The organism is Streptomyces sp. NPDC055632 (genome assembly GCF_053618675.1).
In genome coordinates this window covers 46860-68568 of the sequence record NZ_JBSHHY010000005.1, presented here as the reverse complement: position 1 = coordinate 68568, position 21709 = coordinate 46860, and the positions used below count along the sequence as shown (strand labels likewise).

Genomic DNA, 21709 nt, shown 5'->3' with positions numbered 1-21709 from the left:
GGGTCAGTTGTTCCTTTCGAGGAGGCGGCCGGAGGGTTCGGCGAGGACACCGTGGTCGGCGATCCGCTCGCCGCGCAGCCAGGTGGAGGTGACGACGCCGTGCAGGGTCCGGCCCGCGTAGGCGGTGATCCGGTTGCGGTGCTGGAGCTCGGCCGGGTCGACGGTGAAGGTCGCCTCGGGGTCGAGGACGGCGAAGTCGGCGTCGCGGCCGGCCTCGATGGCGCCCTTGCGGTCGAGTCCGGCGAGCCGGGCGGGACCGGTGGACATCCAGCGGACGACGTCCGTCAGGTCGTGGCCGCGGCGGCGGGCCTCGGTCCAGATGGCGGGCAGGCCGAGCTGGAGGGAGGAGATCCCGCCCCACGCGGAGGCGAAGTCGGGGGTCTTGAGGTCGGCGGTGGACGGCGAGTGGTCGGAGACGATGCAGTCGATCGTGCCGTCCGCGAGCCCCTGCCACAGCGCGTCCTGGTTGGCGGCCTCGCGGATCGGCGGGCAGCACTTGAACTCGGTGGCGCCGTCCGGGATCTCCTCGGCGGTGAGGGTGAGGAAGTGCGGACAGGACTCGACGGTGATCTTCACGCCCTCGGCCCTGGCGGCGGCGATGGCCGGCAGCGCGTCGGAGGAGGAGAGGTGCAGCACGTGGACGCGGGCGTCGAGCCGGCGGGCCTGGTTGATCAGGTTCTCGATGGCCGTGTTCTCGGCGTCCCGGGGCCGGGAGGCGAGGAAGTCGGCGTACGCGCCGCCCGACCGCTGGGGCGCGGCGGCGAGGTGGTGCGGGTCCTCGGCGTGCACGATCATCAGGCCGCCGAAGCCGGAGACCTCGGCGAGCGAGGTCGCCAGCTGCTCCTGGTCGAGCTCGGGGAACTCCTCCACGCCGGAGGGCGACAGGAAGCACTTGAAGCCGAAGACGCCGGCGTCGTGCAGCGGGCGCAGGTCCTTGGCGTTGTCGGGCAGGGCGCCGCCCCAGAAGCCGACGTCGATGTGGGCCTTGGCGCGGGCGACGTCCTGCTTGACGCGCAGGTTCTCCACGGTGGTGGTCGGCGGCAGCGAGTTGAGCGGCATGTCGAGCAGGGTGGTGATGCCGCCGGCGGCGGCCGCGCGGGTGGCGGTCCAGAAGCCCTCCCACTCGGTGCGGCCGGGGTCGTTCACGTGCACGTGGGTGTCGACGAGTCCGGGCAGGACGACGTCGTCGCCGACGTCCTCCAGCCGGGCGCCGGCGGGCACCTCGGCGTCGTACGGCAGCACGGCCGCGATCGTCCCTCCGGAGACGGCGATCGACGCCGGGCGCGTCCCCTCGGGGGTGATGACGCGCGTCGAGCGCAGGACCAGGTCGATGTCCACCCGTACCCCTTCTTCCACTGCTCCGGGAAGGAGCCGCCCCTGCTCGGGGCGGGCTCCACGGAGAAATTCAACGAACTGTTGAAGGAGTCTTCACTTCCGGACGACATGTCGTCAAGGGCACACTTCCAGCATCCGGGACCGCCGGATCCGGCTTGGACGTTTCCACGAAGTGGAATGTAAATTTCGTACAGTAGAACGTAGCTCCGCACATGCGGGGCAGCCCCGGACCGCTCCGGGCCCTCTCCGACACCGGACAAACACCCCCTGACCGGCGCCGACGCCGGGACCGGGACCGTGTGCCCCGGCCGGTGGCCCGGTAGGCTGCTGCCTTGCCCGCCCGCCCCGAAAGGACCGTGACGTGCCGACGTCCAGCGCCAGCACCACCGACGCCGCCAAACCCGCCGCGAGCGGGGGCGTCCAGTCCCTCGAGCGCGCCTTCGACCTCCTGGAGCGGATGGCCGACGCCGGGGGCGAGGTCGGGCTGAGCGAGCTCTCCGCCAGCAGCGGGCTCCCGCTCCCCACGATCCACCGCCTGATGCGCACCCTCGTCGCCTGCGGCTACGTGCGCCAGCAGCCCAACCGGCGGTACGCGCTCGGCCCCCGGCTCATCCGGCTCGGCGAGTCCGCCTCCCGCCTCCTCGGCACCTGGGCGCGGCCGTACCTCGCCCGGCTCGTCGAGGAGACCGGCGAGACCGCGAACATGGCGCTGCTCGACGGCGACGAGATCGTGTACGTGGCGCAGGTGCCGTCCAAGCACTCGATGCGCATGTTCACCGAGGTCGGCCGGCGGGTCCTGCCGCACTCGACCGGCGTCGGCAAGGCGCTCCTCGCGCACACCCCGCCGGAGGAGGTGCGCGCGCTGCTCGCCCGCACCGGCATGCCGGCCGCGACCGAGAAGACCATCACCACGCCCGAGGGCTTCCTCGACGCGCTCGTCGCGGTCCGCGAGGCGGGGTACGCGGTCGACGACAACGAGCAGGAGATAGGGGTCCGCTGCCTCGCGGTGTCCGTGCCGGACTCCCCCACCGCCGCCGCCATCTCCATCTCGGGCCCGGCGGGCCGGGTCACCGAGGCGGCCACGGAGAAGATCGTCCCGATCCTCCAGGAGGTGGCCCGCGACCTGTCGGCGGCGCTGGCGAACACGGCGGGGAACGGCCAGGCCTGAAACCCCGTACGAGGGCGCCCGGAACCAGGCCGGTTCCGGGCGCCCTCGTGCGTGCCGGGGACTGCCTGCCGGGGACTACAGGGGTACGGCCTCCGAGAGCCGGCCGTCCCTGACCGTCACCGTGCGGTCCGCCCGGGACAGATGGGTCCGGTCGTGGGTGACCAGGACCGTCGCCGTGCCCCGGTCCCCCGCCAGGCGGGCGAGGAGGTCCATGACCGCCGCCCCCCGCTCGTGGTCGAGGGCGCTGGTCGGCTCGTCGACCAGGAGGACGGACGGCTCGTTCATCAGGGCCCGCGCGATGTTGACGCGCTGCCGCTGGCCGCCCGAGAGCCGGTGCGGCCGGCGCCCGGCCAGGTCCGCGAGGCCCACCGCGTCGAGCAGTTCCAGGGCCCTGCCCCGTACCGCCTTCGGGGAGCGGCCCGCCAGATGGGCCATCACCTGCACCTGCTCCACCGCGCTCAGCGCGGGCAGCAGGTTGGGCTGCTGGAAGACGATCCCGACGTGCTCGCGCCGCAGCTCCGCCCGGCCGGCCGGGGTGAGCGCCCCCGCGTCCGTACCGGCGACGACGACCCGCCCCCGGTCCGGGGTGACCAGGGTCGCGGCCACCGCGAGCAGGCTGGACTTGCCGGAACCCGAGGGGCCGACGACGGCCGTGAGCGTCCCGGCGGGGACGGCGAGGGAGACGGCGTCGAGGGCGGTGAGCCGGCCGTCGCCGTCGGGGTAGGTGAGGGTGACGTCGTCGAGGACGAGGCTCATCGGGTGCTCCACTGTGCGGTGAGGGGGCTCATCGGGTGCTTACTGTGCGGTGAGGGGGATCATCGGGTGCTCCGGTGCGTGGCGAGAGGGCTCATCGGGCGCTGCCCAGGGCCGTGAGGGGGTCGACGGCGGTGATCCGCCGGACGGCCAGGGCCGCGCCGAGCACGCCGAGGACGCCCATGACGGCGGCCGGTCCGAGGACGGTGAGCGGGTCCAGGACGAAGGGCACGTTCCCGCCGCCGACCAGGGCGCCGATGCCGAGCGCGAGCCCGGTGCCGAGCAGGGTGCCGGCGGTGAGCACGAGGACGGCCTGCCCGAGGGCGTCCCTCAGGAGGTACGGGGTGGAGGCGCCGAGCGCCTTGAGGACGGCGACGTCACCGGCGCGCTGGACGGTCCAGACGGTGAAGAAGGCCCCGACGACCAGGGCGGAGATGACGAAGAGGAAGCCGCGCATGAGCTGGAGGGAGCCGTTCTCGGCCTGGTGGGACCCGATGGCGGTGAGGGAGTCGCCGACGGTCCGCGCCTCGGTGCCGGCGGCCTCGTCACCGGCCGCCCAGTCGGCCCCGCCTCCCCCGCTCAGGGCGATGACGGTGGCCTGCTCCCGCGCGGTGGTGCCGCTGTGGCCGACCTTCTGCCAGTCGTCGAGGGAGGTCCACACGACGGGCGTGTGGCTGTACGAGGCGTCGCCGGAGACGGCCGCGACGGCGACCTCCAGGGGGCCGAGGCGGAGCGCGTCACCGGCGCCCACGCCCAGCTCCTCGGCCGCCGACTCCGACAGGACCGCCCTGCCGGGGGCGACGGGCGCGGGCGCGAGCCCGGACTCCGGCTCCGTGCCGAAGACGGAGACGGCGGCGGTGCGGTCCCCGGCCACCGCATTGAGGGTGCGGATGCCGAGCGGCGCCGCGCCCGTCACCCCGGGCCGCTCCGCCCACGCCCGCCACTGCTCCTCCGTCACCGTCGAGTCGGTGAAGGAGACCGACCGCCCGGACGGCGGCGCCGCGAAGGCCAGCCGGTCGGCGGGCAGGCCGGTGATCGCGGAGACGTTCTCCCGCGCGAGTCCGGCGGTCAGCCCGGACAGCAGCCCCACGAGCAGGGTGATCAGCACGATCACCGTGCCCATCAGGGCGAACCGCCCCTTGGCGAATCCCATGTCTCTCCATGCCACGAACATGCCGGCCAGCCTGGTCCGCGCACCCCCTCGCGGACATCGCGCGGCGGATGGCCCCGCAATCGAACTTTCGGTTGAGCCGGGTCCCGCTCCCGCTGTCTACCCTGGAGGGATCATGGATCCCCACCCCTCCCTCCACCCCGCCCGGCGTCCCCTCGCCCCCGCCCCGCCCGTGCTGCGCCTCTGTCTGCACCTGCTCATGGCGGGCCTGCTCGCCCTGGCGGCGGTGCGGGCGCACTCGGCCGCCGGGACGGTGGCGGCGGCGGTGACGGGAGCGGTCTACGCGGCGGGGTCGTACCTGTCGGCGGTACGGAACTCCCGGCGGGCGGCCGGCGTCTGGCTGGGGGTCCTGGGGGCGTCCTGGCTGGTGATGCTCTGGCTGACGCCGGAGGCACTGTGGGTGGCGTTCCCGCTGTACTTCCTCCAGCTCCACCTGCTGCCCGTCCGCTGGTCGCTGCCGGCGGTGGCGCTCACGGCGGGCGCGGCGATCCTCTCGTACGTGGGGCACGGCGCCGCGCTCAACCCGGGGGTCTTCATCGGGCCGCTGCTCGGCGCGGCGGTCGCGGTGGCGACGGTCCTCGGCTACCAGGCCCTCTACCGGGAGAGCGAGCGGCGGCGCCGGCTCATCGAGGAGCTGATCGCGACGCGGGCGGAGCTGGCGGCGGCGGAGCGGCACGCGGGGACGCTCGCCGAGCGGGAGCGGCTCGCGCGGGAGATCCACGACACGCTCGCGCAGGGCCTGTCCTCGATCCAGCTGCTGCTGCGGGCGGCCGAGCGGGTGCTGCCGCCGGGCTCCCCCGCCGCCGGGCACATCGAGCGGGCGCGCCGGGCGGCGCAGGACAACCTGACGGAGGCGCGGCGCTTCGTGCGGGCCCTGACGCCGTCGGACCTGGAGCACGGTTCGCTCGCGGCGGCCCTGGAGCGCCTGTGCGAGCCGGGCGCGGGGGCCGGTCCGTACGGGCCGGGGACAGGGCCCCGGGTCCGGTTCTCGGTGAGCGGGACGCCGGTGGGGCTGCCGACCCCGTACGAGGTGGCGCTGCTGCGGATCGCGCAGTCGGCCCTCGTGAACACGGTGCGGCACGCCTCGGCCTCGCGGGCGGAGATCACCCTGTCGTTCATGGACGCGTCGGTGACCCTGGACGTGGTCGACGACGGGAAGGGCTTCGAGCCAGGCTCCGTGCGCCCCTCGTCCGAGGGCGGCTTCGGGCTCCCGGCGATGCGGTCGCGGGCGGAGTCGCTGGGCGGCACGTTCACCGTGGAGTCCGCGCCGGGCCAGGGCACCGCCGTCGCCGTCTCCCTGCCGCTGTCCGACAAGGGTTCCCTTCCCGCCGGAGGTTCCGCATGACCATCCGCCTTCTGCTCGCCGACGACCATCCGGTGGTACGGGCGGGCCTGCGCGCGGTCCTCGACACCGAGCCGGACTTCGCGGTCGTCGCGGAGGCCGCCACCGCCGAGCGCGCGGTGGAACTGACCGCCGCCGGGGGCGTGGACGTGGTCCTGATGGACCTCCAGTTCGGCGCGGGGATGCACGGCTCGGAGGCGACGGCGGCGATCACGGCGGCGGCGGACGGGCCGAAGGTGCTGGTCCTGACGACGTACGACACGGACGCGGACATCCTGGCGGCGGTGGAGGCGGGCGCCTGCGGCTACCTCCTGAAGGACGCGCCGCCGGAGGAGCTGGCGGCGGCGGTCCGGACGGCGGCGGCCGGGCAGTCGGCCCTCGCCCCGGCGGTGGCGCACCGGCTCATGGACCGGATGCGGACCCCGGCGGAGGCGCTGACCAAGCGCGAGCTGGAGGTGCTCCAACTGGTCGGCGAGGGCCTGTCGAACCTGCAGATCAGCAAGGCGCTGTTCCTGAGCCAGGCGACGGTGAAGTCCCATCTGGTCCACGTCTTCGCGAAGCTGGGCGTGGACTCCCGCACGGCGGCGGTGGCGGCGGCGACGGCGCGGCGGCTGATCAGGCGGTAGGGGGCGGGGCCGGGCGGTCGGTCGGCGGGCGACGGGCGACCGGCCGACCGGCCGACGAGCGACGGGCGACGGGCGACCGGCCGACGAGCGACGAGCGACGAGCGACGAGCGACGGGCGACGGGCGACGGGCGACGGGCGATGGGCGGCCGATGGGAAGGCGACCCGCTGAAGGGCGGCCGGTTGACGGCCCCTCAGTTCCCCGCGCCCCGCTCCGGCGGCGCGCCGAAGAGTTCGACGGCGCGGCGGACCCCGGCGAGGGCGTCGGCGAGGGCGCTGACGGAGCCGACGCAGCCCGCGACGATCAGCAGGGAGCGGCGCAGCCGCCGTACCTCCGGAGCGCCGCCGAGCGCCATGGCGTCGAGCGCCGCGAGCTCCCCCTCCGCGATCTCGCGGTCGGCGAACTCGGCTCGGTGCGCGGCTAGTTCGCGCCGGAGCCGGGACACGGCCGACCGCAGTTCGGTCACCCTGGGGTCCACGCCCTCGCTGCCCACCGGCCTCTGCTCCACGCTTCGCAACATGGCTCTCCCCCTCGCACGACACTGTGCGCAGAACTCCACACCCCGAGCACGCGGAACGCCCCGGACCGCCCCCTCCGGACGACTCCGGACGGCGGTCGGGCGCCGCGAGTCGGGCCAGTTAACTCCTTCGCCACCCCACGCGCCACCCCCCGCAAGGCTGATTCGGGCAACCGTGTGTTTCCGTCCGGATGCGGTATGCAGTCTCCATGACGACTCCGGAAGACCGAACCGACCCGTTCCTCTCCGACCGCGCCCCCGTCGTGGCCGGTCTGCTGCTCGCCGCCGGGGGCGGGCGGCGGCTCGGGGGCCGGCCCAAGGCGCTCCTCGTCCACCGGGGCCGACCCCTGGTGGAGCACGCGGTGGGGGTGCTGCGCGCGGCCGGGTGCGAGGTGGTGCACGTGGTGCTCGGGGCGTCGGCCGACGCCGTGCGGGAGCGTGCGGAGCTGCCCGGGTGCGTCCTGGTGGACAACCCGGAGTGGGCGGCGGGGATGGGCTCCTCGCTCCGGGCCGGGCTCGCGTCGCTCGCCGCCGATCCGCGCGGGGTGGACGCGGCGCTGGTGTCGCTGGTCGACCAGCCGGGGATCGGGGCGGAGGCGGTGGCCCGGGTCCGGGCGGCGTACGGCTCGCGGGACTCGCTCGCGGCGGCCTCGTACGACGGGCGGCGGGGGCATCCGGTGCTGTTCGGCGCCGGCCACTGGTCGGGCGTCGTGGAGACGGCGGTGGGCGACCGGGGCGCGCGGGACTACCTGGCGGCGCACCGGGATGCGATCACGCCGGTGGACTGCTCGGATGTGGCCGAGCCCTACGACATCGACACCGAGGCGGACCTGGCGCACTTGGAGTGAGCGGCCTGGCACTGAGCGCCGTGTTCTGTCGATCCGGAGAATCTCGACATCAACAAACCATTGAACTTCCACCATGAGGAAACTAGTATCCACTGTTCAGAAGCGCCTGCCAGCCCAGAAGGCGCTCGCGGCCGTATCTCGGCTTCGGTGGCACTCCGTGCCGTCCCGTGACGCCCGGCGGCCGCCTGGCACCGCCCGCGAAGTCCGCTGAAGGAAGTGACAGTTCATGTCCGCACCAGCGCCGTCCCCCCTGGCCGTCGTCGACGCCGAGCCCCTGCCGCGTCAGGAAGAGGTGCTCACCGACGCCGCCCTGGCCTTCGTCGCCGAACTGCACCGGCGGTTCACCCCGCGCCGGGACGAGCTCCTCGCCCGCCGGGCGGAGCGCCGCGCCGAGATCGCCCGCACGTCCACCCTGGACTTCCTGCCGGAGACCGCCGCGATCCGCGCCGACGACTCCTGGAAGGTCGCGCCGGCTCCGGCGGCCCTGAACGACCGCCGGGTCGAGATCACCGGTCCCACCGACCGCAAGATGACGATCAACGCGCTCAACTCCGGTGCGCGGGTGTGGCTCGCCGACTTCGAGGACGCCTCGGCGCCGACCTGGGAGAACGTGGTCCTGGGCCAGCTCAACCTGATCGACGCGTACACCCGGAACATCGACTTCACGGACCCGCGCTCCGGCAAGTCGTACGCCCTCAAGCCCGCCGAGGAGCTGGCCACGGTCGTCATGCGGCCGCGCGGCTGGCACCTGGAGGAGCGCCACCTCGTCCTGGACGGACGGCCCGTTCCCGGCGCGCTCGTCGACTTCGGCCTGTACTTCTTCCACAACGCCCGGCGCCTGATCGACCTCGGCAAGGGCCCGTACTTCTACCTGCCGAAGACGGAGTCGCACCTGGAGGCCCGCCTCTGGAACGAGGTCTTCGTCTTCGCCCAGGACCACGTCGGCATCCCGCAGGGCACCGTCCGCGCCACGGTCCTCATCGAGACCATCACGGCCGCGTACGAGATGGAGGAGATCCTCTACGAGCTCCGCGACCACGCGGCCGGCCTGAACGCGGGCCGCTGGGACTACCTCTTCTCCATCGTCAAGAACTTCCGTGACGGCGGCGCCAAGTTCGTCCTGCCGGACCGCAACGCGGTCACGATGACGGCCCCGTTCATGCGCGCGTACACCGAACTCCTCGTGCGCACCTGCCACAAGCGCGGCGCGCACGCGATCGGCGGCATGGCGGCCTTCATCCCGTCCCGCAAGGACGCCGAGGTCAACAAGGTCGCGTTCGAGAAGGTCAAGGCCGACAAGGACCGCGAGGCCGGCGACGGCTTCGACGGCTCCTGGGTCGCCCACCCCGACCTGGTGCCGATCGCGATGGCCTCCTTCGACGCCGTCCTCGGCGAGAAGCCGAACCAGAAGGACCGCCTGCGCGAGGACGTCTCCGTCGCGGCCGGCGACCTGATCGCGATCGACTCGCTCGACGCCAAGCCCACCTACGACGGCCTGCGCAACGCCGTCCAGGTCGGCATCCGCTACATCGAGGCGTGGCTGCGCGGCCTCGGCGCCGTCGCCATCTTCAACCTGATGGAGGACGCGGCCACCGCCGAGATCTCCCGCTCCCAGATCTGGCAGTGGATCAACGCGGGCGTCGTCTTCGAGAACGGCGAGGCGGCCACCCCGGAGCTGGCCCGCGAGGTCGCCGCCGGGGAACTGGCCGCGATCCGCGCCGAGATCGGCGAGGAGGCCTTCGCGGCCGGCAAGTGGCAGCAGGCACACGACCTGCTGCTCCACGTCTCCCTCGACGCGGACTACGCGGACTTCCTGACCCTTCCCGCGTACGAGCAGCTGGTCGGCTGACTCGACCCGTACTGCTGATCCGGCTGCCCGCACAGTCGTCGGACGGCGTTTCGGACGGGCCCCGCTCCCGGTGTCGCACAGCACCGGAAGCGGGGCCCGCCCCCTTTTCCCCTCTCGCTCTCCTCCGGCCCTGTGGCGTCACAGGCGACGAGACACAACCGAGATGTGCGGCTACCTAGCGGTAACAAGCCACGCCGTGCGAGATTCCGCCTGCCACCGGCCGGCGGCTGTCCCCCACGTCACCGCGTACCGCAGGAGCACAGCCATGCCCTCGAAACCCCACCGCGCCCTGCGCGCGTTCCTGGCCCTGTGTACCGCCGCCGGACTCGCCTCCGTCGCCGTCTCGCCCGCCCACGCCTCCCCCGGCTCCGGACCCACCGCCGTCGTCGCCATGGGCGACAGCTACATCTCCGGCGAGGCCGGACGCTGGCAGGGCAACGGCCTGACCGACTCCGGCAGCCGCCACGGCACCGACCGGGCCTGGACCGGCAGCGGCTACGACCCCTCGCGGGTGTACGGCTCCACCGCCGGCGGCTGCCACCGCTCCGACACCGCCGAGGTGCGGAGCGCCGGTCCGATCGCCGCCTCGCTCGTCAACCTCGCCTGCTCGGGGGCGACCGCGGAGAACGTCTTCCGCGCCTCCCAGGGCGGCCGGGCCCTCAAGGGCGAGGCGCCCCAGGCCGATCGGCTGGCCGCCGTGGCCGCCTCGCACGACGTGGAGCTGATCGCGCTCTCCGTCGGCGGCAACGACCTCGGCTTCGCCGACATCATCACCGCCTGCGCCACCGACTACGTCGTCTGGTACTCGTACTGCCACGACGACCAGCAGGCCGCGGTCGACGCGCGGATCGACGGCGCGATGGCGAAGGTCGGCAAGGCCGTCGACGAGATCCGGGCCGTCATGTCCGGCGCCGGGTACGGCGCTTCGGACTACCGGATCGTGCTCCAGTCGTACCCCTCGCCCGTCCCGCGCGCCGCCGAGAACCGGTACGCGGAGAGCGGCTGGTCCCGTACGAGTACCGGCGGCTGCCCGTTCTGGGACGCCGACGCGAACTGGGCGCGGGACACCCTGGTCCCGCGGCTCGCCGACCGTCTGCGGCAGGTCGCCGTGGCCAAGGGCGCCCAGTTCCTGGACCTGCGGGACAGCCTCCAGGGGCGCGAGGTGTGCGCGAAGGGCAGCAGGCAGGCGACCGCCTCCCTGCCGCCGTCGGCGGCGACGAGCGAATGGGCGCGCTGGATCGACAGCCGGAGCACCCAGGGCCTCGTCCAGGAGTCGATGCACCCCAACGCCTACGGCCAGCAGGCCCTCGGCCGCTGCCTGGCCCTGATCCAGGCCGTCCCGGCCGGCCACCGCGCGTGCCGGAACACGGCGGGCGCGGGCGCGTCGGGGATGTACCTCACGGCGGGGTGAGGCGGGGCCGTCGATCCCTTCGTGGGGCAGGGGCCCGTCGGCCCCTCCGGCGTCACGGCAGGGCGATGCCGAGCGGGCCGAGGACGTGTTCCGCCTCGTGCCGGTCCGCCTCGGCCATCGCGCGGACCAGGGCGGCGGAGCCGCCGGGCCAGGCGGCCGCCGCCCCGTCGAAGGCGGCGCGGCGGGACTCCAGGGGGCCCTTCTTGGCGGGCAGCGCGTCGAGGACGTGCAGGGCCCGGGCCGAGGTCGGGACCTGGATCGGGTCGGCCTCCTCGCCCCGGCCCTCCAGGACCCGGAGGGCGTACGCGCCGAGCACCGGGTCGCGGAGGGCGGCGCGCAGCGCCCCGGGCGGGGCGGTGGCGGTGTCCAGGACGGTGAAGAGCCTCCGGACGGCGGCCGCTTCGGAGGTGCCGGCGTGGACGGTGCCGAGGGCGTCGAGCAGTTCGGTCCAGGCGCGGTCGGTGTCCACGCGCGCGTGGAGCCAGTCGCCGAGCACGCGCGCGGCGACGGACGCGGACCAGCCCCCGGCGGCGGCGACCAGGACGGACGCGGGCCAGGCCGCGGCCTCGGCGGCGTCGGGCGCGGCGACCCCGCGCACGCCGAGCAGGTAGCGCACGGCGCCCGCGCCGCGCGGGGTGAGCCCGAAGGCGTCGCCGCTCCGGAAGGCCAGGCCGGTGGCGGCGAGCCGGTCGAGGACGGCGGCCAGGTCCCGGGCGGGCCCTTCGAGCCGGGCGCGGTCGGCCTCGTTCAGCTCCGGGGTGCCCAGGAGCCGGACGAGCTCCGGCACGGGCGGGACCGCGTACGCGTCGGGCGCGCCGTCCGGCACCGGGACGGGCAGGTCCTCCAGGGCCGGGTCGACGGTCCAGTCCTCGTACTCGGCGGCCTTGCGGGCGACGGACTCGGCGGAACAGCCGCGCTGGTAGACCACGTAGAGGAGGTGCGGGGCCTCGCCCCCGTACGGTTCGAACTCCTCCTCGGCGAGCTCCTCGACGGCGGCGAGGAGGGTGTTCGCGTCGTCCTCGACGTCCTCGGGGGAGCCGGGCTCGATCGCGGGCGGCGGGGGCACGGGGGCGGCGGGGTCGCCGTGGTGGTCGAGGTGCTCGTCCAGGAGGGCGTCGGCCAGGACGAGATGGGGGAAGGCGTCGGGGCCGGGGGCGTAGTGTGCGTACGGCCCGGCGAGCTGCGCGGCGAGTCCGGCGGCGGTCCACCGGTCCTGGAGGGCGGTGGCGACCTGTCCGATGCCGGTCGCGACGGCGTGGTCCGTGAGCAGCGGCCCGACGGGCGGCGGCGCCTCGGCGTCCCGTACGTACGCGCGCGTGAGGGCCTCGGTGAGCAGGACGTCCGCGAGGGCGGTCCGCCCCATGAGGTCGGCCCGGCGCGCGCCGTCGGGGAGGGGCGCGCCGTCGAGGGCGGCGAGCCTGCGCCGCACGTCCTCGGGGTCGGCGAGGTCGGCGCCGCAGGTGCGCAGGAGGGAGGCGTACCAGCGGTGCCAGGTGAGGTTCCCGGGGTCGTTCATGGCCCGTTCGAAGTCGGGCCCGGCCTCCGCGACCACCGCGGCGATCCGCTCGGCGCGGTCGCCGTCGAAGCGGGCGGCGAGCGCCCCGAGCACGGCCGGGTAGAGCGCGAGCTCGCCGGGCGGCACGTGCACGAACGTCGGCAGGTCCTCCACGAGGAGCTGCCGCGTCAGCTCGGGCGTCGGCTCGGGCACCCCCGTCTCCCGGTCGGCCCCCCGGAGCGCGAGGAGCCCGAGCACCGCCTCGGCGGCACGCGCGAACGCGGGGTCGCGGTGCTCGGGTGCTCCGCCGACGAGTTCGAGGAACCTGTCGAGCCCGGTGTTGGTGAGAACGGTCTCGGCCACGCTTCCCAGGGTAGTTCCGGGTGGGTGGTTCCGGGCTGCAAGGAGCAGGGGACAGGTGTGTCGCCGCAGTTCGGGGCGTCTCAGCGCACGACCACCGTCCTCGGTGCCGAGAAGTCGCCCCAGGTGCCGTCGGGGAGCCGGGCGCGGAGGGTGAGGGTGTAGCGGGTGCCCGGGGGGTCGGTGACCGGGAAGGTGTAGGTGGCGCGGCCGGGGGGTGGTGCGGCGCCCCAGACGATGGTGGTGGCGAAGCGGCCGTTGAGGTGGAGTTCGTGGTGGGTGACCGGGGCGCCCGTCTTCGGCGGGGTCCAGGTGAGGGTGATCTCGCCGCCCTTCGCGGCGGTGGCGATGAGGTCGGTGGGGGCGGTGTTGGCGGGCGCACCCGGGGCCGGGGCGGTGGTGAGGTCGACCGCGTTGCTGTCCGGGGAGGAGTTCTCGGCGGCGTCGCGGGCGCGGACGGTGAACGCGTAGGCGGTGCCGGGGCGCAGGCCGGTGAGGCGGGCGTCGGTGGCGGTGCCGGGGACCGTGTGGACGCGGGTGTCGGCCTGGTAGACGTCGTACGCGGTGACCCGGGTGTCGTCCCGGGCCGGGGACCAGCGGAGGGCGGCGGCGCGGCCGCCGTCGGGGGTGACGCGGAGGCCGGTCGGGGCGGTGGGGGGCGTGCGGTCCTCGGCGGCGGCCGGGAGGGTGGTGGCGGCGACGGTGGCGCTGGGGGGCGAGGTGTTGCCGGCGGCGTCGCGGGCGCGGACGGTGAAGCGGTGGGGGGTGGCCGGGTCGAGGCCGACGACGTCGGTCATGAGGGTGGTGGCGGGGAGGTCCTTGACCTTGCGTCCGTCGCGGTGGACCTCGTAGCCGGTGACGGCGCGGTCGTCGGTGGCGGCGCTCCACATGACGTGGACGGTGGTCGAGCTGCCCGAGGTGGCGGTGACGCCGGTGGGCGCGGTGGGGGCGCGGGTGTCCTCCGGCTCGGCCCCGGCGGTGGAGCAGGCGGTGAGGGCGAGCGCGAGGAGTACTGCCGGGGCGAGCAGGCGGCGTGGGGGGAACGGGCGTTGCACGGTACTGCCTCCGTCCGTCGGAAAGGTCCAGACCTATATCGCACAGTCGGAGCGGGCACGACAAGGGGGCGCCGGAGGGGGCGTTGTCAGTGGGGTGCGCTTCACTGGAATCGTCACGCTCCGTAGTCGAGTTCTGGGGGAAACATGACGGACCGTACGACCTACGTGTCGCTCGCCGGGGTGCGCCGGCGCGGCTGGACCGACGCGATGGTCCGGGACCTGCTGGGCACGCCCGACGTGCAGGGCCGCGACCCGCGCCGCTGGTCCCTCGCGCCGGTGCGGCTCTATCTGCTCGCCCGGGTGGAGACCGTGGAGCGGACGCCCGAGTTCGCCGGGGCCTCGGAGCTCTCGCGGGTCCGCTCCCCCGCCACCGGGGCGTACGCCGAGCGGCGACGGGCCGCCGTCCTGGCCGCGATCCGCGCGGAGCCGATCGAGGTGCCCCGGCTGCCCGGCCCCGAGCTGGAGCGCCGCGCCGTCCGCCACCGACACCTGCTGGGGGCCCGGAGCCCGGGGGCGCCGGAGCCGGACGGCGGGGGCGGAGGTGGAAATGGGGGTGCGGTACGGACGGGTCGGACACCCGGACCGGACGGCGGGGGCGGGGGCGCGGTGCGGAGGATGGCCGGGGCGCCCTCCGGGACGCTCGTGCGGTGGCAGGTGAGCTATCTGCGGCACGCCCTCTCGCGGTACGAGGCGCTGCTCGACGGCCTGTACGGCGAGACGGGGCGCGGCGAGGCCGAACGGCTGCTGCGCAGGCGCCTGTACGAGGCGATCGGCGCCGCGTACCCGTCCCTGGCCCGGGAGTGCCGGCGCCGGATCGCGGTGGAGGGGTGAGCGGGGCCGCCGGGACGGGCCCGTTCGGCCGTCACTCCGTCAGCAGGCGGGCCAGCGACCGGCAGGCGGCCGGGACCGGGGCGACGATCCGGACGGCGCAGCGGGTCCGGAGCTCCTCGGCCGCCTCGCCGAGCGGGCCGCCGCCGATGACGACGGTGCGGGCCCCGTCGCGTTCGGCACAGGCGCGGACCGCCCGTTCCAGGCGGTCGAGGAGGACCGCCGGGTCGGCGGAGAGGTGTTCGGGGGCGCCGGCGGTGAGCCGCAGGCCCGTGTACAGGCCGGAGAGTCCGAGCTCCTCCACCCGGGCCGTGATGGCGTCGGCCAGGAGCGGGGTGGTGGTGGCGATGCCGAAGGGGGCGCCGTCGGCGGCGGCCTCCAGGAGCGCCGCCTCGCCGAGGCCGGCCACGGGGAGTCCGGTCGCCTCGCGCAGGGCGGCCAGGCCCGGGTCCCCGAAGGCGGCGACGAGGAGGGCGGCGCAGTCGCCCCCGGCGGTGGCGGCGACTCCCGCCGCGAGGACCTCGGGGGCGGCGGCGCGCAGGGCGGCCGGATCGGTGAGCATGCGCGGGCCCCGGGCGACGGTCACGCCCCGGACGGGAAGGGCGGGCCCCAGGGTCCGCCGGGCGATGGCGGTCATCATCGCGGTGGTGGTGGCGGAGGTGTTGGGGTTGATCAGGACGACGGTCCTGGCCGCCCTTTCGGTACCGGCTGTCCTTCCGGTACCGGCTGTCCTTCCCGTACCGGCTGCCGCTCCGGCCCCGGTCGCCCCGGCCGTCCCCGTGGCACGCGCGGCGGCCCCGGGCCCCGCCGGGTGGGCGGGGGCCGGGGCGGCCGGTGGGAAGGGGTGCGGGTTCAGTGGACGTGCGCCGCCTTCGCGGTGCGGCTGCCGGAGATCTCCTCGCCGGGCTCCATCGGCGCGGTGACCTCGTCGTCGTCCCGGCCCCGGCCCAGGTGGTTGAAGACCACGTTGAGCAGGACGGCGGCGACGCAGCCGGTGGAGATGCCGGAGTCCAGGATGATCTTCGCGGTCTCCGGGAAGGCGTGGTAGAACTCCGGCGCCGTGATCGGGATGATGCCGACGGCCAGCGAGACCGCCACGATCAGGACGTTGTTGTCCTTCTCCAGGCCCGCCTTGACGAGGGTCTGGATGCCGCTGGCGGCGACCGAGCCGAAGAGGACGACGCCCGCGCCGCCGAGGACCGGCCGGGGCACGACCGAGATGAGCGAGGCGGCGACCGGCGAGAGGCCCATGAGGACCAGGAAGCCGCCGCCGCAGGCGACGACGAAGCGGCTGCGGATCCGGGTCATGGCGACCAGGCCGATGTTCTGGGCGAAGGCGCTGCACATGAAGCCGTTGAACAGGGGGCTGAGCGCGGAGCCGAGGGTGTCGGCGCGCAGTCCGGCGGCGATGGTCTTCTCGTCGGCGGGCCGTTCGACGATCTCGCCGAGCGCCAGCATGTCGGCGGTCGACTCGGTCATGGAGACCAGCATGACCACGCACATGGAGATGATCGCGGCGAGGGCGAACTGCGGGGCGCCGAAGTGGAAGGGGGACGGGAAGCCGACGATGTCCGCCTCGGTCACCGGGGAGAAGTCGGTGACGCCGAACGGGATGGCGATGAGGGTGCCGATGACGAGGCCGACCAGGACGGCGACCTGCTTGAGGAAGCCGCGGGTGAAGCGGCGCAGGAGCAGGACGACGACGAGGGTGATGCCGGCGAGGGAGAGGAAGGTCGTCGAACCGTAGTCCTTCGCCTGGGGGTTGGGTCCCTGGGCCCAGCCGAACGCGACCGGGAGGAGGGACACGCCTATGAGGGTGATGACGGTGCCGGTGACGACCGGCGGGAAGAACCGGACGAGCCGGGAGAACCAGGGGGCGGCGAGGAAGCCGAGGAGTCCGGCGACGATGATCGCGCCGAAGATCACGGGGAGCGCGTCGGCCTTGTTCTCGGTGGTGTCGACGATCGCGAGCATCGGGGCGACGCCGGCGAAGGTGACGCCGTTGACGAACGGCAGGCGGGCGCCGATCTTCCAGACGCCCAGGGTCTGGAGGAAGGTGGCGAGGCCGGCGGTGAAGAGACTCGCGCCGGTGAGGAAGGTGAGTTCGGTGCCGGAGAGGCCGACGGCCGCTCCGACGATCAGGGGCGGCGCGACGACGCCCGCGTACATGGCGGCCACGTGCTGGAGGCCGCTGGTGAGCATCTTCACTGGGGGCAGCGTCTCGTCGACCGGATGCTTCTCGCGGTCTTCGGGGGCGGAGCCTGCGTCTTGTGCATTGCGAACCTGGGGCTTGGCTGCCACGGCGGTTCCTCCGGTCGGTTACACGTCGGCGGTGACGCGGGTGTCTGGGAGGTGGTGCGATGCGGTGCGGGTGCAGGAGGTGCGGCTCGTTGCGGGAGGGCCGGGGGCCCGGCGGGCGGATCCCCGGTGCGGAGTCCCGACGGGCGGGGCTCCGGGGGGTGGGGCGGTGCGGCCGCGGAGGGGATGCGGCGCGTGGGCGGGGTGCCCGGTGGGGGCGCGGGCACGTGTCACCGTCCCGGGAGGTGCCGTAGGTCTTCTGCGTACGGCACCTCCCGGTCGGGCTGCCGCGGATCCCGCTCGGATCCGCGGCGACCGGCCGAGGGCCGTCCCCCTCGGCCGGACTCCGTGGGGAGGGTCAGCCCTGGGCCGCGATGCGGGCCAGGCGCTGCGCCTCCGTGCGCGCGTCGCGCGCGATGGTGTCCTCGTCGACGGTGAGCAGCCGGTCGTTCTCGACGATCTGCCGGCCGTTGACGAAGGAGGCCGTGACCGGGGCCGCCGCGCCGAAGACGATGGCGGTGACCGGGTCGGCGATGGTCGAGTGGCCGAGGCCGTCGATCTTCCAGAGGACGAAGTCGGCGAGCTTGCCGGCTTCGAGGGAGCCGATGCTGTCGGCGCGGCCGAGGACCTGCGCGCCGCCGTAGGTGCCGAGGCGCAGGGCCTGGCGGGCGTTGAGCGCGGCCTCGCGGTGGGCGCCGAGGCGGTTGATGAGGAGCGCGTTGCGCAGCTCGGTGTGGAGCTCGCCGGACTCGTTGGAGGCGGTGCCGTCGACGCCGAGGCCGACGGGGACGCCCGCCTTCAGCATGTCCGGTACGCGGGCGATGCCGGCGGCGAGGCGCGCGTTGGAGGAGGGGCAGTGCGCCACGCCCGTCTTCGTGCGGGCGAAGGCGGCGATGTCGGAGTCGTTCATGTGGACGCAGTGCGCCATCCACACGTCCTCGCCGAGGAAGCCGGTGGACTCGAAGTAGTCCGTCGGGCCCATGCCGAAGAGCTCGTGGCAGAACTTCTCCTCCTCCACGGTCTCCGAGCCGTGGGTGTGCATGCGCACGCCCAGGCGGCGGCCGAGCGCGGCGCCCTCGCGGAGCAGCTCGGTGGAGATGGAGAAGGGGGAACAGGGGGCGACGGCGACCTGGGTCATCGCGTCGAAGGAGGCGTCGTGGTACCGCTTCACGGTCTCCTCGGTCGCGGCGAGCGCGCCCTCGGTGGTCTCGACGGCGAAGTCCGGCGGCAGGCCGCCGTCCTTCTCGCTGCGGTCCATGGAGCCGCGGGCGAGGGTGAAGCGGACGCCCATCTCGGAGGCGGCGCCGATGATGGCGCCGGAGAGGTCGCCGGAGTTCACCGGGTAGACGTAGTGGTGGTCCATGGCGGTGGTGACGCCGCCCCGGGCCATCATCGCCAGCGAGCCCTGGGCGGCGGCCCGCACCATCTGCTCGTCGATCCGCGCCCAGGTCGGGTAGAGCGCGACCAGCCAGTTGAAGAGGTTGTGGTCGGTCGCCAGGCCGCGGGTGATCCACTGGTAGAAGTGGTGGTGGGTGTTGACCAGGCCGGGCGTGACCAGGTGGCCGGTGGCGTCGATGCGCCGGACCACGTTCTCCAGGCCTTCGGGGGCCTTGCCGGCGCCGATGGACTCGATCCTGTTGTCGGCGACGACGAGGTACCCGGAGGCGTACTCGGTGTCGTTCGCGTCGACGGTCGCGATCGCCGCGTTCTCGACGACGATCCGCTGGGGGGCTGCCGAAGGTGCTGCCATGGCGGTGCTTCCTTCATTCCTCGGGGGTGGTGTGGGCACGGCAGGACCCTAGGAGGATTTGAGTGCCGGGGCCGTCTGACGGCTCCGGGTGCCGAGATGGTGGAAGAACAGGTTGAGCAGGACGGCGGCGAGCGCGCCCGCGCTGATGCCGGAGCCGAGCACGGTCTGCGCCCAGGCCGGGAAGCCGGCGTAGAAGGTGGGGGCGGCGAGCGGGATGATGCCCGCTCCGAGCGCGACGGCCACCAGGATGATGTTGGAGCTGTCGTCGAGTCCGGCTTCCGAGAGGGTCCGGATGCCGCTGACCGCGATCGAGCCGAAGAGGACGATGCCGGCGCCGCCGAGGACGGGCATCGGGACCGTGGAGACGACCGCGCCGAGGACCGGGAAGGCGCCGAGGACGAGCAGGGCGCAGCCGGCGGCGGCGACCACGTACCGGGAGCGGACCCGGGTCAGCGAGACGACGCCGACGTTCTGGGCGAAGGCCGAGGTCGGGAAGCCGCCGAAGACGGGGCCGAGCAGGGTGGCGATGCCGTCGGTGCGCAGGCCGCGGGTGATGGTCCGGCCGTCGGTGCGCCGCTCGCAGATCTCACCGAGGGCGAGCATGCCGGCGCTGGACTCCGTCATCAGGACCAGCATCACGATGCAGAGGGAGAGGATCGCGGCGGGCTGGAACTCGGGGGCGCCGAAGGCGAAGGGCGCGGGCAGGGCCGCGACGGGCGCCTCGCGCAGGGCGCCGAAGTCGGCCATCCCGAAGGGGATCGCGGCGAGGGTGCCGATGAAGAGGCCGAGGAGCAGGGCGATCTGCTTGACGAAGCCCTTGCCGAAGCGCTGGAAGAGCAGGATGACGACGAGGGTGAAGCCGGCGAGCGCCAGGTACTTCATGGCGCCGAAGTCGGCCGCGGTCCGGTCGCCGCCCTGGGCCCAGGCCACGGGCACGGGCATCAGGGTGACCCCGATGAGGGTGATGACGACGCCGGTGACGAGCGACGGGAAGAAGCGCAGGAGCCGGCCGAAGAAGGGGCCGATGGCGAGGCAGAAGACTCCGGCGACCATCACCGCGCCGTAGATGGCGGGCAGTTGGTGTCCGGGGGCGCTGGTCTCGGCGATGGCGAGCATCGGGGCGATGCCGGCGGACGAGGCGGCGTTGACGAACGGGAGCCGGTTGCCGGCGAAGCGTCCGGCGCCGAGGGTCTGCAGAACGGTCGCGCAGCCGGCGATGAGGAGGCTGGCGGCGATGAGCCGGGTCATGCCGGCGGCGTCCAGGCCGACGGCCTGGCCGATGATGAGCGGAGGGGTGACGACGCCGGCGTACATGGCGGCGATGTGCTGGAGCGCCGCGGGGACGAGCCGCGAGACGGGGAGCTTCTCGTCCACCGGGTGGCAGGGGGCCGGGGAGGACGAGGGGGTGGAACACGGGCCTTCGGCGGTTGCCGGCCCCTTTGCAGGCTGTGCCATGGGAAGGTTCCCTCCGGTCCGGTGCGGCCCCCGCCCGACTGCGGGCGGGCGGGGGCCGGTCACTCGGACGCCGCTTAGAGGTTGGTCATGTCGACCGGGATCTGCGCCGTGGCTCCGTCACGCAGGACGGTGGCCTCGATGAGGCCGTACATGCGGTCGGCGGCGTAGTAGACCTCGTTGTCGTTCTTCAGGCCGAAGGGTTCGAGGTCGACCAGGAAGTGGTGCTTGTTCGGGAGCGAGAAGCGGACCTCGTCGATCTCCGAGCGGTGGTTGATGATCCGGGTGGCCATCTGGTAGAGCGTCTGCTGGAGGGAGTACGAGTACGTCTCCGCGAAGGCCTCCAGCATGTGCTTCCTGGTCTGCTCGTAGGACCGCTCCCAGTTGGGCATGCGCTGGTCGTCGTCGGTCCAGTTGAAGCGCCACCGGCCGGACACCTGGGTGGCCAGGATGCGGTCGTACGCCTCCTGGAGCGTCGTGTACTGGTCCTTGATGTAGCCCCAGAACTCCGAGTTGGTGGAGTTCATGACGACGAGGTCCTTGAGGCCGGAGATGACCTCCCACTTCTCGCCGTCGTAGGTGATCTGGGTGACGCGGGTCTCCTGGCCCTTGCGGGCGAAGGAGTGGTTGACCTCGTCGGAGCCGATGAACTTGGAGTTGGCGTCGGAGGAGGCGATGCGCTCCCAGCTGTACTCCTCGATCCGGATCCGGGCGCGCTTGATCGGCTCCTGGCTCGTCACGAAGTGGCGGGCGAGGTGGATGCCGAACTGCTCGGCGGACTCGATGCCGTACTCCTTGGCGAACGCGAAGACGGTGTTCTTCGTCGTGTCGGTGGGGAGGCAGTGGGCGTTGGAGCCGGTGAGGTGGACGTCGCTGAGGTCGCCGGAGAGGGCGACGGAGACGTTGAGGTCCTTGATGTGGTGGGTGGCGCCGTCCCGCGTGATCTTGACTACGCGGTTCTCTGCTTTGCCGTACTGGTTCTGGCCGAGAATCGTGGGCATGTCTGCTAGCTCCCTCGGTATACGGAGTAGCCGAACGGGTTGAGCAGCAGCGGTACGTGGTAGTGCTCGCCCGGGGTGACGGCGAACGTGATCGCCACCTCCGGGAAGAACGCACCGCTGTCCCTTACGCGGGGGGCGTCCTGCTGCGCCTCGGCTTGCTTCTTCGCACTGTGCTGGGTCGAGAAGTACGTCTCGGTCTCGAAGTCGAGGCGTACGTGGGTGGTTCCCTCCGGCAGGGCCGGCAGGTCCTTGCAGCGCCCGTCCGCGTCGGTGGCGGAGCCGCCGAGCGCGGTCCACTCCGCGTCGGAGCCGGCGCGGGCCGCGAGTGCGACGGCGACGCCCTCGGCGGGGCGGCCGATGCTGGTGTCCAGGATGTGCGTGGACACCGAGGCCGTGGTGTCGGTGCTCATTGCGGAGCTCTCTTCCTCTTTGCTCTTGCGGGACTCCTACG

General features: G+C 73.8%; 19 protein-coding genes. 7 read left to right on the top strand and 12 right to left on the bottom strand.

The window, feature by feature from the left end:
- Positions 1 to 3: 3 nt before the first annotated feature.
- Entirely contained in the window at positions 4 to 1338 is a 1335-nt protein-coding gene (gene allB, locus ACWGSR_RS09445; RefSeq protein WP_453565009.1) for an allantoinase AllB, read from the bottom strand.
- 358 nt (positions 1339 to 1696) lie between these two features.
- Here allB and ACWGSR_RS09440 point away from each other — a divergent pair, with 358 nt between their 5' ends.
- Positions 1697 to 2503 (top strand): IclR family transcriptional regulator, encoded by an 807-nt coding sequence (locus ACWGSR_RS09440; protein ID WP_366373809.1) that lies wholly within the window; start codon positions 1697 to 1699, stop codon positions 2501 to 2503.
- 75 nt (positions 2504 to 2578) lie between these two features.
- On the opposite strand, the gene ACWGSR_RS09435 is transcribed toward ACWGSR_RS09440, so the two are convergent.
- Together ACWGSR_RS09435 and ACWGSR_RS09430 are read right to left on the bottom strand one after the other, a co-directional pair.
- Entirely contained in the window at positions 2579 to 3259 is a 681-nt protein-coding gene (locus tag ACWGSR_RS09435; RefSeq protein WP_453565007.1) for an ABC transporter ATP-binding protein, read from the bottom strand.
- A 91-nt stretch (positions 3260 to 3350) separates the two neighbouring features.
- Complete coding sequence (locus ACWGSR_RS09430) at positions 3351 to 4430, bottom strand: ABC transporter permease (RefSeq protein ID WP_453565004.1); 1080 nt, start codon at positions 4428 to 4430, stop codon at positions 3351 to 3353.
- 112 nt (positions 4431 to 4542) lie between these two features.
- On the opposite strand from ACWGSR_RS09430, the gene ACWGSR_RS09425 reads away from it, so the two are divergent.
- Both ACWGSR_RS09425 and ACWGSR_RS09420 read left to right on the top strand, forming a co-directional pair.
- Positions 4543 to 5772, top strand: coding sequence for a sensor histidine kinase (locus ACWGSR_RS09425; RefSeq protein ID WP_453565001.1), 1230 nt, complete (start codon positions 4543 to 4545; stop codon positions 5770 to 5772).
- The gene (locus ACWGSR_RS09420) at positions 5769 to 6395 is read left to right on the top strand and encodes a response regulator (RefSeq protein ID WP_453564998.1); all 627 of its coding nucleotides are present in this window, start codon (positions 5769 to 5771) and stop codon (positions 6393 to 6395) included. The genes ACWGSR_RS09425 and ACWGSR_RS09420 overlap by 4 nt, the downstream gene beginning before the upstream one ends.
- A 192-nt stretch (positions 6396 to 6587) precedes the next feature.
- Here the strand turns inward: ACWGSR_RS09420 and ACWGSR_RS09415 are convergent, their stop codons facing one another.
- Positions 6588 to 6914 (bottom strand): DUF5955 family protein, encoded by a 327-nt coding sequence (locus ACWGSR_RS09415; RefSeq protein WP_453564995.1) that lies wholly within the window; start codon positions 6912 to 6914, stop codon positions 6588 to 6590.
- A gap of 206 nt (positions 6915 to 7120) precedes the next feature.
- On the opposite strand from ACWGSR_RS09415, the gene ACWGSR_RS09410 reads away from it, so the two are divergent.
- From ACWGSR_RS09410 to ACWGSR_RS09400, 3 genes are all read left to right on the top strand, one after another.
- On the top strand, positions 7121 to 7759 hold the full coding sequence (locus tag ACWGSR_RS09410; protein ID WP_453564993.1) for a nucleotidyltransferase family protein: 639 nt from the start codon (positions 7121 to 7123) through the stop codon (positions 7757 to 7759).
- A 226-nt stretch (positions 7760 to 7985) separates the two neighbouring features.
- Entirely contained in the window at positions 7986 to 9608 is a 1623-nt protein-coding gene (gene aceB, locus ACWGSR_RS09405) for a malate synthase A (protein WP_376242148.1), read from the top strand.
- Positions 9609 to 9873: 265 nt separating this feature from the next.
- Positions 9874 to 11019 (top strand): GDSL-type esterase/lipase family protein, encoded by a 1146-nt coding sequence (locus ACWGSR_RS09400; RefSeq protein WP_453564989.1) that lies wholly within the window; start codon positions 9874 to 9876, stop codon positions 11017 to 11019.
- A gap of 52 nt (positions 11020 to 11071) precedes the next feature.
- Here the strand turns inward: ACWGSR_RS09400 and ACWGSR_RS09395 are convergent, their stop codons facing one another.
- The gene (locus tag ACWGSR_RS09395) at positions 11072 to 12877 is read right to left on the bottom strand and encodes a hypothetical protein (protein WP_453564986.1); all 1806 of its coding nucleotides are present in this window, start codon (positions 12875 to 12877) and stop codon (positions 11072 to 11074) included.
- 80 nt (positions 12878 to 12957) lie between these two features.
- Positions 12958 to 13929 carry a fibronectin type III domain-containing protein gene (locus tag ACWGSR_RS09390; RefSeq protein ID WP_453564984.1) on the bottom strand — a complete coding sequence of 324 codons (972 nt, stop codon included), beginning with the start codon at positions 13927 to 13929 and terminating at the stop codon, positions 12958 to 12960.
- Between the two features lie 144 nt (positions 13930 to 14073).
- On the opposite strand from ACWGSR_RS09390, the gene ACWGSR_RS09385 reads away from it, so the two are divergent.
- The gene (locus ACWGSR_RS09385) at positions 14074 to 14760 is read left to right on the top strand and encodes a hypothetical protein (protein WP_453564981.1); all 687 of its coding nucleotides are present in this window, start codon (positions 14074 to 14076) and stop codon (positions 14758 to 14760) included.
- A 31-nt stretch (positions 14761 to 14791) separates the two neighbouring features.
- Here ACWGSR_RS09385 and ACWGSR_RS09380 read toward each other — a convergent pair whose 3' ends face one another.
- The 6 genes from ACWGSR_RS09380 to uraH form a co-directional block, all read right to left on the bottom strand.
- Entirely contained in the window at positions 14792 to 15430 is a 639-nt protein-coding gene (locus ACWGSR_RS09380; RefSeq protein WP_453565399.1) for an aspartate/glutamate racemase family protein, read from the bottom strand.
- A 179-nt stretch (positions 15431 to 15609) separates the two neighbouring features.
- The gene (locus tag ACWGSR_RS09375) at positions 15610 to 16959 is read right to left on the bottom strand and encodes a nucleobase:cation symporter-2 family protein (RefSeq protein WP_376242166.1); all 1350 of its coding nucleotides are present in this window, start codon (positions 16957 to 16959) and stop codon (positions 15610 to 15612) included.
- Positions 16960 to 17413: 454 nt separating this feature from the next.
- Positions 17414 to 18805 (bottom strand): 8-oxoguanine deaminase, encoded by a 1392-nt coding sequence (locus tag ACWGSR_RS09370; RefSeq protein ID WP_376239987.1) that lies wholly within the window; start codon positions 18803 to 18805, stop codon positions 17414 to 17416.
- A 48-nt stretch (positions 18806 to 18853) separates the two neighbouring features.
- Positions 18854 to 20260, bottom strand: coding sequence for a nucleobase:cation symporter-2 family protein (locus tag ACWGSR_RS09365; RefSeq protein ID WP_453564978.1), 1407 nt, complete (start codon positions 20258 to 20260; stop codon positions 18854 to 18856).
- Between the two features lie 74 nt (positions 20261 to 20334).
- A complete protein-coding gene (gene pucL / locus ACWGSR_RS09360; RefSeq protein ID WP_366373789.1) occupies positions 20335 to 21258 on the bottom strand; it encodes a factor-independent urate hydroxylase in 924 nt (307 codons plus the stop codon).
- Positions 21259 to 21263: 5 nt separating this feature from the next.
- A complete protein-coding gene (gene uraH, locus ACWGSR_RS09355) occupies positions 21264 to 21668 on the bottom strand; it encodes a hydroxyisourate hydrolase (protein WP_366373788.1) in 405 nt (134 codons plus the stop codon).
- Positions 21669 to 21709: the final 41 nt, after the last annotated feature.

Excerpts from the sequence above, each read along its gene's own strand:
- ACWGSR_RS09430 (WP_453565004.1), bottom strand. The coding sequence starts at position 4,430 with ATGTTCGTGGCATGGAGAGACATGGGATTCGCCAAGGGGCGGTTCGCC.
- ACWGSR_RS09410 (WP_453564993.1), top strand. The coding sequence starts at position 7,121 with ATGACGACTCCGGAAGACCGAACCGACCCGTTCCTCTCCGACCGCGCC.
- ACWGSR_RS09425 (WP_453565001.1), top strand. The coding sequence starts at position 4,543 with ATGGATCCCCACCCCTCCCTCCACCCCGCCCGGCGTCCCCTCGCCCCC.
- pucL (WP_366373789.1), bottom strand. The coding sequence starts at position 21,258 with ATGCCCACGATTCTCGGCCAGAACCAGTACGGCAAAGCAGAGAACCGC.
- aceB (WP_376242148.1), top strand. The coding sequence starts at position 7,986 with ATGTCCGCACCAGCGCCGTCCCCCCTGGCCGTCGTCGACGCCGAGCCC.
- ACWGSR_RS09415 (WP_453564995.1), bottom strand. The coding sequence starts at position 6,914 with ATGTTGCGAAGCGTGGAGCAGAGGCCGGTGGGCAGCGAGGGCGTGGAC.
- ACWGSR_RS09420 (WP_453564998.1), top strand. The coding sequence starts at position 5,769 with ATGACCATCCGCCTTCTGCTCGCCGACGACCATCCGGTGGTACGGGCG.
- ACWGSR_RS09400 (WP_453564989.1), top strand. The coding sequence starts at position 9,874 with ATGCCCTCGAAACCCCACCGCGCCCTGCGCGCGTTCCTGGCCCTGTGT.
- ACWGSR_RS09385 (WP_453564981.1), top strand. The coding sequence starts at position 14,074 with ATGACGGACCGTACGACCTACGTGTCGCTCGCCGGGGTGCGCCGGCGC.
- ACWGSR_RS09375 (WP_376242166.1), bottom strand. The coding sequence starts at position 16,959 with ATGCTCACCAGCGGCCTCCAGCACGTGGCCGCCATGTACGCGGGCGTC.
- uraH (WP_366373788.1), bottom strand. The coding sequence starts at position 21,668 with ATGAGCACCGACACCACGGCCTCGGTGTCCACGCACATCCTGGACACC.
- ACWGSR_RS09435 (WP_453565007.1), bottom strand. The coding sequence starts at position 3,259 with ATGAGCCTCGTCCTCGACGACGTCACCCTCACCTACCCCGACGGCGAC.
- ACWGSR_RS09365 (WP_453564978.1), bottom strand. The coding sequence starts at position 20,260 with ATGGCACAGCCTGCAAAGGGGCCGGCAACCGCCGAAGGCCCGTGTTCC.
- ACWGSR_RS09370 (WP_376239987.1), bottom strand. The coding sequence starts at position 18,805 with ATGGCAGCACCTTCGGCAGCCCCCCAGCGGATCGTCGTCGAGAACGCG.